This is a genomic window from Pseudomonas sp. 1L-C-7-B-C1 (genome assembly GCF_057291635.1).
This window is the reverse complement of record NZ_JBXAWH010000015.1, coordinates 96424-111894: the sequence shown is the minus strand read 5'-3', so window position 1 is coordinate 111894 and position 15471 is coordinate 96424. Positions and strand designations below refer to the sequence as shown.

At 60.6% G+C, this 15471-nt stretch carries 11 protein-coding genes; 6 read left to right on the top strand and 5 right to left on the bottom strand.

Features of this window, described 5'->3' with window-relative positions; translation table 11 throughout:
- Window positions 1-40: 40 nt before the first annotated feature.
- From AC0Z8Z_RS22075 to AC0Z8Z_RS22055, 5 genes are all read left to right on the top strand, one after another.
- Window positions 41-715: a tautomerase family protein gene (locus AC0Z8Z_RS22075; protein WP_122624297.1), complete on the top strand. Its 675-nt coding sequence runs from the start codon at window positions 41-43 to the stop codon at window positions 713-715.
- A gap of 44 nt (window positions 716-759) precedes the next feature.
- Entirely contained in the window at window positions 760-1248 is a 489-nt protein-coding gene (locus tag AC0Z8Z_RS22070) for an Lrp/AsnC family transcriptional regulator (RefSeq protein ID WP_122534823.1), read from the top strand.
- A gap of 174 nt (window positions 1249-1422) precedes the next feature.
- A complete protein-coding gene (locus AC0Z8Z_RS22065) occupies window positions 1423-2382 on the top strand; it encodes an omptin family outer membrane protease (protein ID WP_122624298.1) in 960 nt (319 codons plus the stop codon).
- 296 nt (window positions 2383-2678) lie between these two features.
- Window positions 2679-3779 carry a WD40/YVTN/BNR-like repeat-containing protein gene (locus AC0Z8Z_RS22060; protein ID WP_485620502.1) on the top strand — a complete coding sequence of 367 codons (1101 nt, stop codon included), beginning with the start codon at window positions 2679-2681 and terminating at the stop codon, window positions 3777-3779.
- 26 nt (window positions 3780-3805) lie between these two features.
- Window positions 3806-6187: an efflux RND transporter permease subunit gene (locus AC0Z8Z_RS22055; RefSeq protein ID WP_485620501.1), complete on the top strand. Its 2382-nt coding sequence runs from the start codon at window positions 3806-3808 to the stop codon at window positions 6185-6187.
- 277 nt (window positions 6188-6464) lie between these two features.
- Here AC0Z8Z_RS22055 and AC0Z8Z_RS22050 read toward each other — a convergent pair whose 3' ends face one another.
- Window positions 6465-7316: a 3-hydroxybutyryl-CoA dehydrogenase gene (locus tag AC0Z8Z_RS22050; protein WP_485620500.1), complete on the bottom strand. Its 852-nt coding sequence runs from the start codon at window positions 7314-7316 to the stop codon at window positions 6465-6467.
- 12 nt (window positions 7317-7328) lie between these two features.
- Window positions 7329-8513 carry an acetyl-CoA C-acyltransferase family protein gene (locus AC0Z8Z_RS22045; RefSeq protein ID WP_485620499.1) on the bottom strand — a complete coding sequence of 395 codons (1185 nt, stop codon included), beginning with the start codon at window positions 8511-8513 and terminating at the stop codon, window positions 7329-7331.
- A gap of 189 nt (window positions 8514-8702) precedes the next feature.
- Between AC0Z8Z_RS22045 and AC0Z8Z_RS22040 the strand changes: the two genes are divergently transcribed.
- Window positions 8703-9746 carry an AraC family transcriptional regulator gene (locus tag AC0Z8Z_RS22040; RefSeq protein ID WP_485620497.1) on the top strand — a complete coding sequence of 348 codons (1044 nt, stop codon included), beginning with the start codon at window positions 8703-8705 and terminating at the stop codon, window positions 9744-9746.
- Window positions 9747-9815: 69 nt separating this feature from the next.
- Here AC0Z8Z_RS22040 and AC0Z8Z_RS22035 read toward each other — a convergent pair whose 3' ends face one another.
- The 3 genes from AC0Z8Z_RS22035 to AC0Z8Z_RS22025 are packed head-to-tail and all read right to left on the bottom strand — an operon-like array spanning window position 9816 to window position 15467.
- Window positions 9816-10610 (bottom strand): TylF/MycF/NovP-related O-methyltransferase, encoded by a 795-nt coding sequence (locus AC0Z8Z_RS22035; RefSeq protein ID WP_485620496.1) that lies wholly within the window; start codon window positions 10608-10610, stop codon window positions 9816-9818.
- Window positions 10607-11878 carry an ATP-grasp domain-containing protein gene (locus tag AC0Z8Z_RS22030; RefSeq protein WP_485620495.1) on the bottom strand — a complete coding sequence of 424 codons (1272 nt, stop codon included), beginning with the start codon at window positions 11876-11878 and terminating at the stop codon, window positions 10607-10609. Before AC0Z8Z_RS22030 ends, AC0Z8Z_RS22035 begins: the two co-directional genes overlap by 4 nt.
- A gap of 49 nt (window positions 11879-11927) precedes the next feature.
- Window positions 11928-15467: a glycosyltransferase family 2 protein gene (locus AC0Z8Z_RS22025; RefSeq protein WP_485620494.1), complete on the bottom strand. Its 3540-nt coding sequence runs from the start codon at window positions 15465-15467 to the stop codon at window positions 11928-11930.
- Between the last annotated feature and the right edge of the window lie 4 nt (window positions 15468-15471).

Genomic DNA, 15471 nt, shown 5'->3' with positions numbered 1-15471 from the left:
GCCCGCTACGGGCCAGATGCATCCAGGAGGTTCAATCCACATGGGGCTGACAGAATTGGGGCTGACAGGGTTTGGGCTGACAGAGTACCGAGCGTTACTGATTGATTGCGATGAAGTGCTGGTGGACCGCGATTCAGGCGTCTGGGCCGCGCTGCAACCGCTGCTCGACAGCCGCGGCGGGCAACCGGCCAAAGATGAAGTGCTGGCGGAATTCAACGCCGTCGTTGCGACCCTGTATCCGCGTTTCGCCGAGCTGGGCTTCAGCGGCCTGTTGTGCTTCGCCCATCGCCAACTGGCGGAAAAGTGGGGCCTGCACGCCAGTTGGGAGGAGGGCATGAGCTTCGCTCGTTCGGCGGCCAACTGGTCGTTGTTCGAAGACGCACCGGGGGCGATGCTGTACTTGCGCAAGTTCTATCGGCTGCTGGTGCGCGGCGACCGCGATGCCGAGGACCGTGGCGTGCTCTGCGAGCGGCTGGGAATTGCACCGGAAGATTTCATTTCCTTGGCCGAAGGTCCGCAATGGCTCACGGATCAGGGCGATCAGGTGCAACCGGTCCTGCACGTCACGGGACCGTCGGTCGACACGTTCGCCGGTCTGGACCGCTGCCTGATCGGCCGCCACCGGGCGCGTCAGCCTTCGCCCTGCGCGGCGGAATACTGCATTAACAGCATGGCTGACCTGGTGGCGCAGCATCAGCTGTCTTTACGGCGCTGATTTTGCTAGAAGATTGTCTTACAACGGCAGTCAAGAGGTACGTGATGGAAGGGCTCGTAAAACTGGATCGGATCGACATCAGTATCCTGGTCGAACTGCAGAAGGACGGCCGGATGACCAATGTCAGCCTCGCCGATGCCGTCGGCCTGTCCGCCAGCCCGTGCCTGCAACGGGTCAAGCGGCTGGAATCGGCTGGTTATATCTCCAGCTACAAAGCGCATCTGAACCTGGGCAAGATCACCGATTCGGTCACCGTTTTCACCGAAATCACCCTCAGCGACCACAAGCGCGAAGACTTCGCCAAGTTCGAATCCAACATCCGTCTAGTGGACGAAGTGCTGGAATGCCACCTGATCAGCGGCGGCTACGACTACCTGGTGCGCTTCATGACCCGCAGCATCCAGCACTACCAGGAAGTGGTGGAAAGCCTGCTCGACAAAAACATCGGGATCTCCAAGTACTTCAGCTACATCGTCATCAAGTCGCCGGTGCTCAAGGATGGGGTGCCATTGCGCAAATTGTTGCGTCACTGAACACACCTTCGACGGCTTTGTAGGCAATTTCCCAACGCCAACGTTTAGCTTTCACTCAGTTCCTTCAGAACCGCCCGGCAGAGATTTCCTTCGCGGCGCTTCATCCTTTCGCTCCTTGTTCAGCTGCGTGCGGCGCTGGACAAAAATCTCAATAAGAAGAGTGCGGAGTGGGTGATGAAGGGCAGGAATACGCTGTTATGGGTAGGGCTGGCTGCGTTTAACGCCGAGGCGTTGGCCGAGGCGCAGACGACCCGCGAGGAGCGGTTCCAGCTGGGGGCGGTTGGGGTGAGCCTGGGGGTCGGGCTGTTGAATGGTCAGGCGCGGGAAAAGGTGTACGACGTTGAAAGCGGGCAGAAGATCAGCCAGTTGAACTGGAGCATGAAGCAGGTGCCGACACTGCATCTGGGCGTGAAGTACCAGCCGATAAACTGGCTGTCCCTTGATCTGAACGGCTGGACGCGGGTGGCGAAGGGCGATGGGCATCTGAAGGATTACGACTGGCTGGAGGAGGATCGCGGCGACTGGAGCCACTATTCCGATCATCCGGACACTCAGGTCAGCAAAGCCTGGCAGGCCGATTTCGCCGCCACCGCGTGGGCGCTCAAGCGTGAGGATGTGGCACTGGGTGTGATGCTCGGTTATCAGCGCAACCAGTTTGGTTGGTCGGCGAAAGGCGGGCGTTATACCTATTCGTCGGACGAAGGGTTCCGCGACGAGTCCGGAGAATTTCCGGCGGGGGAGAAAGGCATTTCCTATCAGCAGACCTACGACACGCCTTATGTGGGGCTGGTCGGTCTCTACCATTTTCGCAACTGGACGCTGGAAGGCAGGTTCAAATATAGCCAGTGGGTTCGGGCGCGGGATCACGATCGGCATCATGTCACCGGCGTTACCTACGACGGTGACTACGGGAACGACGGCCGCATGCAAAGTCTGGCGGTTGCGCTCAGTTACCGCGTGAGTCCGCAGCTTTCGGTGAGGGCGGGTGTGGATCATCAGGTGTACGCCGAGGCGAAAGGCAGCACGCTGATCAAGGACACCCACAGCGGCGATCGCTTCCGTATCGCAGGTGACGCGGGCAGTCAGTCCGCCAGGACGACGATGTCCACGCTGGCGCTCACTTACGCTTTCTGAGCCAAGCCGACAACCGTGCTGGTGCCGAGCGGCCCGGCACCGTTGACGGATGAATGGGAGCTCCACGGCCCAGCGATGCTACACACGGTGAATTCGCTCAATCACTCCCAGTGATAACACGCCAATCAGCGCCCGCTGCTTAACAAAAGATAACGTCATGTCGATTGTCATACGTTTCCAAAGCTGACTAGGATGGGGTCGCTTCGGTACGGCCACGTCGCGTGCAGGCTAGAGCATCTGCGCGGCTGAAACGGCCTTCTGAAGCACCCAATAAAAATAAAGAAAGGGGTAGCTTCATGCGTGAGCCTGTCATTCGGCGCACTCGGTTTGCGGTCATTCGGGGCCAGTTCAACGCCCGGATGCTTTTCAAGAGCCTGCCTCTCCACGCTGCTCTGTCCCTGCTTCTCTCCTCGAACTTCTGCGGCGCCGCCCTGGCCGCTGATGGCACGCCCGCTGACGCTCCTGCCAACGCTGGCGATTCCGCCGTCTACGCCCTCGAATCCGCGAAAGCTTCCCGCAGCCTGCTGCTGGACGTAACCCATGCCGGCAAGCGCATGGTCGCGGTGGGGGATCGTGGTCACATTCTCTATTCCGATGACCAGGGCAAAACCTGGACCCAGGCCAAAGTGCCAACCCGCCAGATGCTCACGGCGGTGTATTTCGTCGATGACCAGCACGGCTGGGCGGTGGGCCACGATGCGCAGATCCTAGCCAGCAGCGATGCCGGCGCCAGCTGGACAAAACAGTTCGAAGACCTCAAACGCGAAGCGCCGCTGCTGGATGTCTGGTTCAAGGACCTCACTACCGGGATTGCCGTCGGTGCTTATGGTGCGGTGCTGGAAACCACCGACGGCGGCCAGCACTGGGAAGACATCGGCGACCGGCTGGACAACGAAGACCAGTTCCACCTCAATGGCATTGCCTACGTGAAGGACGCCGGCCTGTTCGTGGTCGGGGAACAGGGCAGCATGTTTCGCTCCCCGGACGACGGCCAGACGTGGGAAAAACTCGAAGGCCCTTACCAGGGCTCGCTGTTTGGCGCGGTCGGCACTGCCGAGGCCAACACGCTGCTGGTGTACGGCCTGCGCGGCAATCTGTTCCGTTCCACCGATTTCGGCACGACGTGGGAGCCTGTCCCGCTGCAGGGTGAGCGTGGCCCGCTGGAGTTCAGCATCGCCAATGCCTCGCTGATGCCAGACAACGCCATCGTGCTGGTCGGTAACGGCGGCAGCGTGATGCGCAGCACGGACGATGGCGAAAGCTTCACGGTCGCCAATCGCCCCGACCGGCTTTCCTTGTCCGGGGTGGCTGAGGACGATAAAGGCAATCTGGTTCTGGTGGGACAGGGCGGCGTTCGCGTCACCTCGCCGACGGGCGCTGACAGCGCTCAACAATAAGAACAAGCAGGCGAGGAACCGTTTCCATGAGCAACCTTCAACAGCATCACGACAAGCCGACGCGCCTGGAGCAGTTGATTTTCAACAACCGCAAGACGGTGATCGGCATCTGCCTGCTGGTCAGCGTCTTCCTGTTCTGGCAAGCGACGTTGGTGCGCCCGTCCACCAGCTTCGAAAAGATGATCCCGCTGGGTCATCCGTTCGTTCAGAACATGATGGAGCACCGCAACGACCTGGCGAACCTGGGCAACACCGTGCGCATCTCGGTGGAGGCCAAACAGGGCGACATCTTCTCCAGGGAGTACATGGAGACTCTGCGGCAGATCAACGACGAGGTGTTCTACATTTCCGGCGTCGACCGCTCGGGGCTTAAGTCGTTGTGGAGCCCCAGTGTGCGCTGGACCGAGGTGACGGAGGAGGGCTTTGCCGGCGGCGAGGTGATTCCGCAGAGCTACGACGGCTCGCAACAGAGCCTCGACAAGCTGCGCAATAACGTTCTCAAGTCGGGGCAGGTCGGGCGTCTGGTGGCCAACAACTTCAAGTCGAGCATCGTCGATGTGCCGCTGCAGGAGTTCTACCCGGACCCCAACGACCAGAGCAAACTGCTGCCGCTGGATTACCGCCAGTTCTCCCACCAGCTCGAAGAAAAGATCCGCGACAAGTACGAAGCGCAGAACCCCAACGTCGAGATTCACATCGTCGGTTTCGCCAAGAAGGTCGGCGACCTGATCGACGGTCTGATCATGGTGGTGATGTTCTTCGGCATCGCGTTCCTGATTACCCTGGTCCTGCTGATGTGGTTCACCCGCTGCGCCCGCAGCACCATCGCGGTGTTGAGCACCACGTTGATCGCCGTTATCTGGCAGCTGGGCCTGATGCATGTGGTGGGTTTCGGGCTCGATCCCTATTCAATGCTCGTGCCGTTTCTGATCTTCGCCATCGGTATTTCCCACGGCGTGCAGAAGATCAATGGCATCGCTCTGCAATCCAGCGACGCCGACAGCGCCCTCACCGCAGCACGTCGCACGTTCCGCCAGTTGTTCCTGCCGGGGATGATCGCGATTCTTGCGGACGCCGTCGGCTTTATCACCTTGCTGATCATCGACATCGGCGTGATCCGCGAGTTGGCCATCGGCGCGTCCATTGGCGTGGCGGTGATCGTGTTCACCAACCTGATCCTCTTGCCGGTGGCGATTTCCTACGCCGGCATCAGCAAAAAAGCGGTGGTGCGCAGTAAAGAAGATGCCGTGCGCGAGCATCCGTTCTGGCGTCTGCTGTCGAACTTCGCCGCACCGAAAGTCGCCCGGGTGTCTGTGGCCCTGGCACTGGTCGCGCTGGTGGGTGGCCTCTGGTACGGCCATAACCTGAAGATCGGCGACCTCGACCAAGGCGCGCCGGAGTTGCGGCCGGATTCGCGCTACAACCAGGACAACAGTTTCATCATCAACAATTATTCGACCAGCTCCGACGTGCTGGTGGTGATGGTCAAGACGCCGCCCGAGGGGTGCTCGGCGTATCAGACGCTGTCGGCGATGAACGAGCTGTCGTGGAAGATGGAAAACACGCCGGGGGTGCAATCGGCGATTTCTCTGGTGACTGTGTCCAAGCAGGTCATCAAGGGGATGAACGAGGGCAACCTGAAATGGGAGTCGCTCTCGCGCAACAAGGACGTACTGAACAGCTCGATTTCCCGCGCTGACGGTTTGTACAACAACACCTGTTCCCTGGCCCCGTTGCTGATTTTCCTTAACGACCACAAGGCGGAAACCCTCGATCGGGCCGTACATGCGGTGCAGGAGTTCGCTCAGCAGAACGGCAAGGACGGCCTGGAGTTTCTGCTGGCGGCGGGTAATGCCGGGATCGAGGCGGCGACCAACGAAGTCATCAAGCAGGCTGAACTGACCATTCTGATTCTGGTGTACGTGTGCGTGGCAGTGATGTGCATGATCACCTTCCGTTCATGGGCGGCGACGCTGTGTATCGTGCTGCCGCTGGTGCTGACGTCGGTGCTGGGCAACGCGCTGATGGCGTTCATGGGCATCGGCGTGAAAGTCGCGACCCTGCCGGTGGTGGCGCTCGGGGTGGGGATCGGGGTCGATTACGGGATTTACATCTACAGCCGACTGGAGAGTTTCCTGCGGGCGGGGCTGCCGTTGCAGGAAGCGTATTACCAGACCCTGAAATCCACAGGCAAAGCGGTGTTGTTCACCGGCCTGTGCCTGGCGATCGGGGTGTGCACCTGGATTTTCTCGGCCATCAAGTTCCAGGCCGACATGGGCCTGATGCTGACCTTCATGCTGCTGTGGAACATGTTCGGCGCCCTGTGGCTGTTGCCGGCGCTGGCGCGGTTCCTGATCAAACCGGAGAAGATGGCGGGCAAGGTCGGGAATTCGCTGTTTTCCCATTGACGCACGCAGAGCTCTTGTAGGACCGGCTTTAGCCGGGAAGAGGCCGGTAGGGTCACCCCAAAATTTGCGGCGTGACCACCGACGCTTTCCCGGCTAAAGCCGGTCCTACATTCGAGTACGCCGGAAGCTCACTGGATGCACGCGGTGCCTTAGTAGGACCGGCTTTAGCCGGGAAGAGGCCGGTAGGGTCATCCCAAAATTTGCTGCGTGACCACCGACGCTTTCCCGGCTAAAGCCGGTCCTACCAGAAGCATGCTGTCCTACATCCGGTGTTCATTCAGTTATAGGTGAAAAAACCACGCCCGGTCTTGCGGCCCAGGTACCCCGCCGCGACCATTTCCTTGAGCAGCGGAGCAGGGCGGTATTTGCTGTCGTTGAAGCCTTCGTTGAACGCTTCGACGATCGCCAGCAAGGTGTCCAGCCCGATCAGGTCAGCCAGCGCCAGCGGGCCGATGGGCTGGTTGCAGCCCAGGCGCATGCCGTCGTCGATGTCCTGAGCGGTGGCCAGGCCTTCCTGCAACACCAGAATCGCTTCGTTGATCATCGGCACCAGAATCCGGTTGACCACAAACCCCGGGCGGTTGCCGGCAGTGATTGCGGTCTTGTTCAACCGCTCGGCCAGCTTGATCGCCGCGATGTGGGTGGTGTCCGCCGTCTGCAGACCGCGAATGACCTCGATCAGGCTCATCATCGGCACGGGGTTGAAGAAGTGCAGGCCGATGAACCGGTCCGGGTGTTCGACGCTGGCGGCCAGTTGCGTGATCGACAGCGACGAGGTGTTCGAGGCGATGACGCAGTCGCGGTCGACATGGCTGGCGATCTGCTTGAGCAGGCGCAACTTCAGCTCCAGGTTCTCGGTGGCCGCCTCGATCACCAGTTGCGCGCCATTCAACTGGCCGTAATCAGTGGTGACACTGATGCGCCCCAGCGCGGCTTCGGCAAGCTCGACGGTCACCGTCTGTTTGGTCACCTGCCGCTCGAGGCTCTTGCGCACGGTCGCCATGCCGCGTTCCAGTGCCGTGTCGGAAATGTCCAGCAGGATCACGTCGAAACCAGCCACGGCGCAGACCTGCGCGATGCCGTTGCCCATGGTGCCAGCGCCGATTACAGCGATGTGTTGCATGCTCATCGACAAACCTCCTTACACACGTTCGAAAATGACGGCGATGCCCTGGCCGCCGCCGATGCACATGGTCACCAGCGCATAGCGGCCTTGAATCCGGTGCAGTTCGTGAATCGCCTTGGTGGCGATGATCGCCCCCGTCGCGCCCACCGGATGGCCGAGGGAGATGCCCGAGCCGTTCGGGTTGACCCTGGCTGGATCAAAGCCTAGCTCACGGGCGACGGCGCAGGCCTGGGCGGCGAACGCTTCGTTGGATTCGATAACGTCCAGGTCCGCCACGGTCAGGCCGGCACGTTCCAGCACTTTGCGGCTGGCAGGGATCGGTCCCAGGCCCATCATCGACGGATCAACCCCGGCATGGGCATACGCCACCAGACGCGCCATCGGCGTGAGGCCGTGCGCGCGGACCATGTCGCCATTGGTCATGACCAGCGCCGCCGCGCCGTCGTTCAGGCCGGACGCGTTGCCGGCCGTTACGGTGCCGTCCTTCTTGAACGCGGTTTTCATCTTGTCCAACTGTTCGGCGGTCACGTCGCCACGGACGTGCTCGTCCTGGGCGAAGGTCACGGTGCCTTTGCGCGTGGCGATCTCGATCGGCACGATCTGGCCCTCGAAACGCCCTTCGGCGATGGCTTGGGCCGCGCGCTGCTGGCTGGTCAGCGCCAGGGCGTCCTGATCGGCACGGGTGATGCCGTAGTGCTCGGCGATATTCTCGGCGGTGATGCCCATGTGGATGTTGGCGAACGGGTCATGCAACGCGCCGAGCATGTAGTCGTACGCCTGGACGTTACCCATGCGCGCACCCCAGCGGGCCTGGGGCATGATGTACGCGCCACGGCTCATGGATTCGGCGCCACCGGCCAGCACCGCCCGGGCGTCGCCGAGCATCAGCGATTGCGCCGCCGAGACGATGGCCTGCAGGCCCGAGCCGCACAGGCGGTTGACGTTCATGGCAGGCGTTTCTTTGGTGAGGCCGGCGTCGAGGGCGATGACCCGGGAAAGATAGGCGTCGCGCACTTCGGTGGGGATCACGTGGCCCATGACCACATGGCCGATGTGCTCCGGTGCGATCCCGGATTTCGCCAGTGCGGCGCGGCTGACCTGGGTGCCCAGTTCGATGGGGGAGACGTCCTTGAGGGAACCGCCGAATCCACCGATGGCGGTACGCAGTGCGCTGACGACGAAAACTTCGGGTGTGCTCATGGCGACTCCTGACACGTATTGGAATTGTGGGGGCTGCACCGCGAAATGGGATTTCGGCCGGTGCTGACTGCGGGCAAGTCTAGATCGGCGTTCGGGACGGGCCTATGCCGAAACTGTCCAGATGGGCTGGCGTTCTTTACCATCAGCGCCTGATCCGTGTTGCACCATTGAAAAAAGGGAAAAGCGGTCATGCGGGAAAAGGATTCAGTGTCGATCTACTTCGTCCAGTTGATCGTCCATGCGCTGCGCGACCAGCCGCTGCGTTTGCAGTCGGTTTTGCAGGCGGCGGAAATCGACATGGCGCTGCTCGACGACCCCACGGCGCGGGTCTCGGCCAGTGCGTTTGCGGCGTTGTGGCTGATTCAGATCAAGGAACTGGGCGACGAGTTTTTCGGCCTCGATTCCCACGGCATGCCTCTGGGCAGCTTCGCCCTGATATGCCGGGGGCTGATTCAGGAGCCCAACCTGGAAAAGGCCCTGCGCCAGTGCCTGAGCAATTTCGGGCTGTTCCTGCGCGACTTCCGCGGCAGCCTCATCATTCGTGGCCCACGCGCGGTGCTCGCGGTGGACACCACGACGGACGATCCGGTCCGGCAGCGCTTCGGTGAAGAGACGTTTCTGCTGCTGATGATCAGCCTGCTGTGCTGGCTTGGCGGGCGCCGCATCAGCATCGACCGCGCGCAGTTTCGCCAGCGCCGTCAGCGGCTCAGCGACGATTCTCTGTTGTGGGGTTTCAACCTGAGTTTTGGCGAGCCGCGCACCGAGATCGAGTTTTCCAGCCACTACCTGCGTCTGCCGGTGGTGCAGTCGTTGCCGTCGCTCAAATCATTTTTGCGCACCGCGCCGCAGTGGCTGGTCATCCGCTACCGCAACCAGCGCGGGCTGGCGGCGCAAGTCTATCAACGCCTGCGCAACAGCCATTACGGACACTGGCCGACGCTGCTGGAAATGGCCGACGAGCTGAAGCTCAGCGCCACCACGTTCCGCCGTCGGCTGGAGCGTGAGGGCTGCGCGTTTCAAGGGATCAAGGACGACGTGCGGCGCGGCATCGCCCAGCAGAAGCTGCGCGACACCGAACTGAGCGTGGTCGAGATCGCGTCACTGGTGGGGTTCCAAGAGCCCAGCGCGTTTCACCGGGCGTTCAAGAAATGGACAGGGGAAAGTCCGGGTGCGTATCGATCGCGGGATGCAGGGCTCACGCTCCGGGCTGTCGAGGATCACGGTCTTTCGTAAACGCCGAGCCAGGAACTGATGACCCCGATGCGCCCGTCGCTGGCTCGCCAGGCCATGTCGAAATCGGATTTACCTGCTGAGTGAGGACGCTTGAAACCCATCCCCGATTGTTGTCGCCGACTTTAGCTTTATAAGGACCGCATGCCCGTTCAAGTTTTGAAACAGGAAGTAATTGGGGTCCTGGGCAATTTCCTGTACCAACTCTGTGACTCCCTCGCAGCCCCAAGTGCCGTAATCATCAAACACCACCAAGCCGTGCACGCTCAGACGCGGGCTGACCCACTCGAAGACATCCTTCGCCGACAGGTAGGTGTCTACGTCGATGTGGCAAAAGGAGAAGAGGTTGTGCTCCACCTGGTGAGCGCTTTCCTCCGGGAAGATGCCTGGCAAAATCTCAACGTTCTGAGTCACCCCCAGTGTGCTCATCAGCTCCATCACTGCCTCCTTTGAGGTGTCGGCATGTTCGCCACCCCGGTAGAGCGTGTCTTTGTCGCCAGCTTTGACCACGCCTTGAAAGGTGTCGCACAGGTAGATCTTTCTGGGCATTGGAAAGCGCTTGAGCATGCTGGCGATCAGGCCCCCGGTACCGCCTTTCCAAACGCCCACTTCAATGGCTTCGCCGGGCACGTGCTCAAGCTGTTGCATCAGGGTCCAGAGTTCGTAGCAACGGTAGATATCCACCAGCGTGGAGTGCTTGATAGTGTCGAATACCTTCATGAAGGCGGGGTCGGTATACCAAGGTGAATAGGTCGCTCGCGAAATCAACACTGAGTGTGGATGTTGAGCATTAAGCGGATTGATCCACGTGTCACGAAGCCTGCGTAAAAGGTAACGACGCAGCTTGTCAAATTTGAATGATTTCAAAAGAAAAACTCCAGAGCATCTACATCAAAGACCGGGATGCCGCACGTCGTCGCCACGTCCAGTCGTTCCGGAAAGTGGTTGTCGACGAAGATGGCGCGTCCAAGGGTGAAAGCTGATTTCTTCTCGCCGTTGTCGAGGTGGATGATTTCGTCAAACAGCTTCGGGTCTATACGCGCCTCACCCAGTGCATCCAAAGGGTTGCCGACGTGGCGAGTGATCAGGATCAACCGTTTGCCTTTGGCGAGCATGCGGTAAAGGAAATACAGGGTCGAGGGAATGGCTCTGCCGTCCTTTATCACGGTCTCGTCGAAATCGATGTAGACCGTGTCGAAGTCTTCATCCAGTTCGGCCAGCGTAGTGATGCGGCGCTCGACCAGATTGACGCCAGACACGGGCAAAGCGATTACGTCGCGCCCCAGGTAATCGAGCACGGCCATAAGTGGCAGATTGATCCCTCTGGCACGCTGGGTGACCATTGCCCCGGCCACCCGACAGCTGATTTCCAGCAGTTTCCATGAGCCGGCAGGGTCCTTTTTAAGCTGGAAGAACCAGGGTCCACGCAGCGTCAGGCGTTGGTTGATCAGCTGCCCGATGGCCTCGATTTCCGCAGACAGTGCCACGGGACGACAACGCATGGCGATGCCGGCGCGAACGCGTTCGCGGGTTCGCGGACCGAGCCAGACGATACGGTGGTTTCGATCGGTGAAGCAGTCAACGGTGATTTCTTCCCCGGGCAGGTACTCTACGAGTAACGGCGCCGCCAGTTGCGCCGACGCAGCGTCGGCCTCTGCAACGGTCTGCACAATGCGCACGCCCTGGCCGCCCTGGCCCGTGTCCGGCTTGACCACCACCGGCCAATGCTCGACGTGCTCAACCGACCGGTACAGGGTCGGTGTCCACGGCTGGTCAGCAAACAGGTCGTAGGTCAGCGCTTTATGTCGGCTGGTCAGCGATGCCTCAGGGTCACCGTTTACCAGCGCCACCTTCCACCCGGCGACCCGTGTCGACAGATAATGCTGAACGCTGTCGTGGGTAGCGAATACCAGCTGAATGTCCCACTGAGCCAAGAGAGCTGCGAACCTGGCGTCGAAATCTTGCGCGTCGATGCGCGGCAGATCGCCTGCGTAGTGGGTGAACAGAAAGCGCCCATGGTCATCTACGCTGGAGGCGCCAAACAGATTGACGTGGACCGAGTGCATCAGGGCCTGATGTATTTCCGAGGCGTTTTCCGATCCGCAAGGAAAGACCAGGACATTTACCGCTGCCATGGGTTTGATTCCTGCACAGAGTGTCTGAAGGCATTTAGGGATGCAGGCATCATTCAGGCAACCAGCTGCGCAGCGAATCGCGCGCGGCACCCGGCGTGCCGATCCATGCACTACGCACTTCGGTGCACAGTGCCGCTCCTTCCTGCCTGCCGGCTTCGCGATCTGCCAGGCGCACCCGAATTTCGCGTACCCACAACGCCGCATCGTTGACCAAACGTGTGATTGGCAAGGCTCCGCGCATGCCATCGACGTCGCTGGTGATCACCGGTACGGCGCAGGCGCCGTATTCGAGCGCAATGGTATTGCTGCGGCAGTGGTTGGCAGCGTTCAACGTCATTGGCAGCAACGCCAGGTCCAAGTTGAGCGCGCTCAGCATTCCCGGAGCATCCTGTGTGTGGGCGTTCAGATGCGTCTCGTGCGCGTACTTGCGCAATGCGACGGGCGCCTTGCCCATAAACACCCATTCAACCTCACCGGCGAGCGCTTTGACGATCGCCTCCACCATGAGGCTGTCCCCGCCAACGACCGCTCCCATGAGGCAGGCCACCCGCGGCCGTCGCGTCAGTGCCTGGGTGTGTGCAACCTCACCCCAGCTGGCAGGTAGCAGGGTAGGCACCACCCGGATATCCGCGTGCCAACCCTTGAACAGGTCGGCGAGACCTACCGTGGGCACCACCAGTCGATCCACATAGCTCAGGGCATCCTTGAGCGCTTGCTTGATGTCCACGCCCTGGCCGTTGACCTGACCCGTGAGGTCCAGACCGGCAGGGTACTGGTCGATGTCCAGAACCTTGAACGCGCTCGAGAACGCATGGATCTTGCGCATCATCTGCAGGCGCGGCGCGTCAATGCGCCGCTGCAGGACGATGACGCCCGGTCCGAACCGCTGCAATTCGACTTCGCTGAGCAAATGACGGCTGATCATGCCGTCGACCTCGCCGCTGTCCTGCAATGTCTCGAAGGGTTGGACAAGGCGTCGGCTGGATGAGGGTTGCGAGTCCGCAGGATGGGCCAGCACGACGGGGAGCGGTCGCCAGGACAACGGCTTCCAGGACAACTTGGATCGGCCGTCGAAATGGAAGCCGCCGTCGTTCAGGGACAAGTTGCGGTTATACGCCGGGTCGGCGGCCAGAATCGGCAGCCACTTGGAATACATATGCGCCTGCTCGCCGGTGAAGCGTGCGAGCTTGCTTTCGAACGTGGCGATGTCGATGGCCTTCTGGCTGACACTGCCTTCATGCAGCAGGCATGCGTGAGGGGTCCAGACGTTCAGATACCCCTGGGCGCCGACCTTGAGGCACAGGTCCACGTCATTGTAGGAAACCGTCAAGTGTTCCTCGTCGAGACCGCCGACCTCCTCATAAACGGATTTGCGGATCATCAAACAGGCCGCTGTGACCACGCTGTAATTCTGATCCACCAGCAGACGCTGCATGTACCCGGAGGCGTCGCCAGCCAGACCGATGAACGGATGCGCCGCAGGCCCCTCCAGCCCGACGATGACGCCAGCGTGCTGGATATTGCCGCTCGGGTAGAGCAGTTTCGCGCCAACGACTCCAACTTCCGGCCGCAGCGCGTGGTTGAGCAGCGCCTCCAGCCAGTCATCTTGCAGCACCGCCGTGTCGTTGTTCAGCAGGACCAGGTATTCGCCGTTGGCATGCCGGGCCGCCAGGTTATTGATCGCAGAATAATTGAAGGCGTGCGGATAGCGCAGCACGCGAACCTTCTGGCCGCCGATGGCTTCGATTTCGCTTATCCACGCCACGGCGTCAGCGACTTCGCTGTTGTTGTCGACGATGATGATTTCGTACTGAAAGTATCGGGTTTTTTCCAGAATGCTTTCGACACAGCGCTGCAGCAGGTACAGCTGGTCCTTGGTCGGAATGATGATCGAAACCAGAGGCTGATCGGCATGGCCGTATTTGACATGGTAATGCCGGCCCGGGCCTTGCTCGATGGCATGCTGGGGATAACCACGGCGGTTCAGATGCTGGCTGAGGGCGGCGACTTCGTCGGGGTTTTCATCGAGGGTCGGTGTTTCGCAGATCAGCAGGGGCTCGGCCACGTGTTCCACGCACTGCAAGCCGTTTTGCTCGATCACGCGCAGGATCGTGTCGAATTCCAGCGCCTGCGGCAGGTCGGGGTCAAACCCGCCGGCCGCAAAAAACGCATCACGTCGCATGAGCCAGTGGCCGGCAGTAATGACAGGCAGGCTCAGCAGGAAATCCAGGTTCATATCAGGTCTGAACGCGGCGCCCAGGGTTTTGCCCGAGCGGTGAATTTCATCGCAGAAGATCAGGCTGGCCTGGGTCTCGGACAAGCGGGGTTCCAGGCATGTGATGCCGCTCGGCAAGAGCACGTCGCCGGCGCGTAATACCAGCAACCACTGCGCGTCGCTGTCTTGAAAACGCGCGTTGATCCGCGCTGCAGTTTCGCCAGCCGCTTCCCACTGAGTGCCGAACGTCAAGTCAGGTGGACAGGTCAGGGCGCTGTAAACCACTTGCTTCACGTCGCGTTCTGCCAGGCTCTGCCATGCGTCGAGGCTGGCCAGCGTCGCCTTCAGCTCCTCGGGATCGTTTTCTGTGTCCACGACCACTACAAGCACATCCCCGCGCGGCAGTCGTGCCAAATAGTCAGCCATGATCGTGCGTTGCGCAGGCGTCAGGTAGCGGTCTTTGAGCCACCGCTCAATGGAAGGCTGCTGAGTAAGCTTGTAATCGTCTGCCGCGTGCTGGGTGAGGTCGATAAAACTGCGGAACTGGCTCCAGAACTCGACCTCCATGTCCAGCCAGATGTCGTATACACCAGCCACCGTATCTCGGGCCCGTTCATACCCGCCGGGCTCATCGTGCAATGTGGCACCCAAGTCCCCGATATAGCTCGTGAACGGAAGCGTCTGAATGTGCTCGCCCTTGAAATAGATGACCGGGCAGCCGCATAGCATGGCTTCTGTGCAGATCGTGGAAATTTCATACGAGTACAGAGCTTTGGCGTATTTGAAAACTTCGGCAAGCTCGGCAAGGGTCTTGGGATTTTTAAAGGTCAGCAGCTCTACGTCTTCCGGCAGCAGACGGAAGTCAATCTGGTCGTAGGGGTAGCGATGCAGGTACAGATAGCTCTTCGTACGTTCGGTGGGCTTGTCTGGAGGGCAAAACAGTTGCGAATCGATCACCGGCAGGGTCAGCATGTTGCCTTGCGACGTGCTGTCCTTGAAGTCTTCGGCGTAATAGAAAAACAGATCGGTGTCGGCGGCGCCAACATCACGCCCGTTCAGAAAACCTTCGCGATTAAGGATGTAACGCACGACCACCGCGCTACCCAGCGGGTTGCCATCGATCACCTCAGGGTAGACGGCAATGGGCACCCGGCCTGCTCGACGGTGCTGTTCCATAATCGCTTCGGTCAGGAATGGTGTGCGCAGTTGCGGGTTCACCACGTCGCACAGCGCCACATACGCCTCGTGCCCCGAGATGTTGAGCGCGTGGCAGAGGTAATGCAGCACGCAGATGCCGGAAGAAGTCTCCCGATAATCGGGTGCGTAGATGTAGTAAGGGTGCGCGATTTGCTGATGCAGACTATGAGCAGTCATTGTG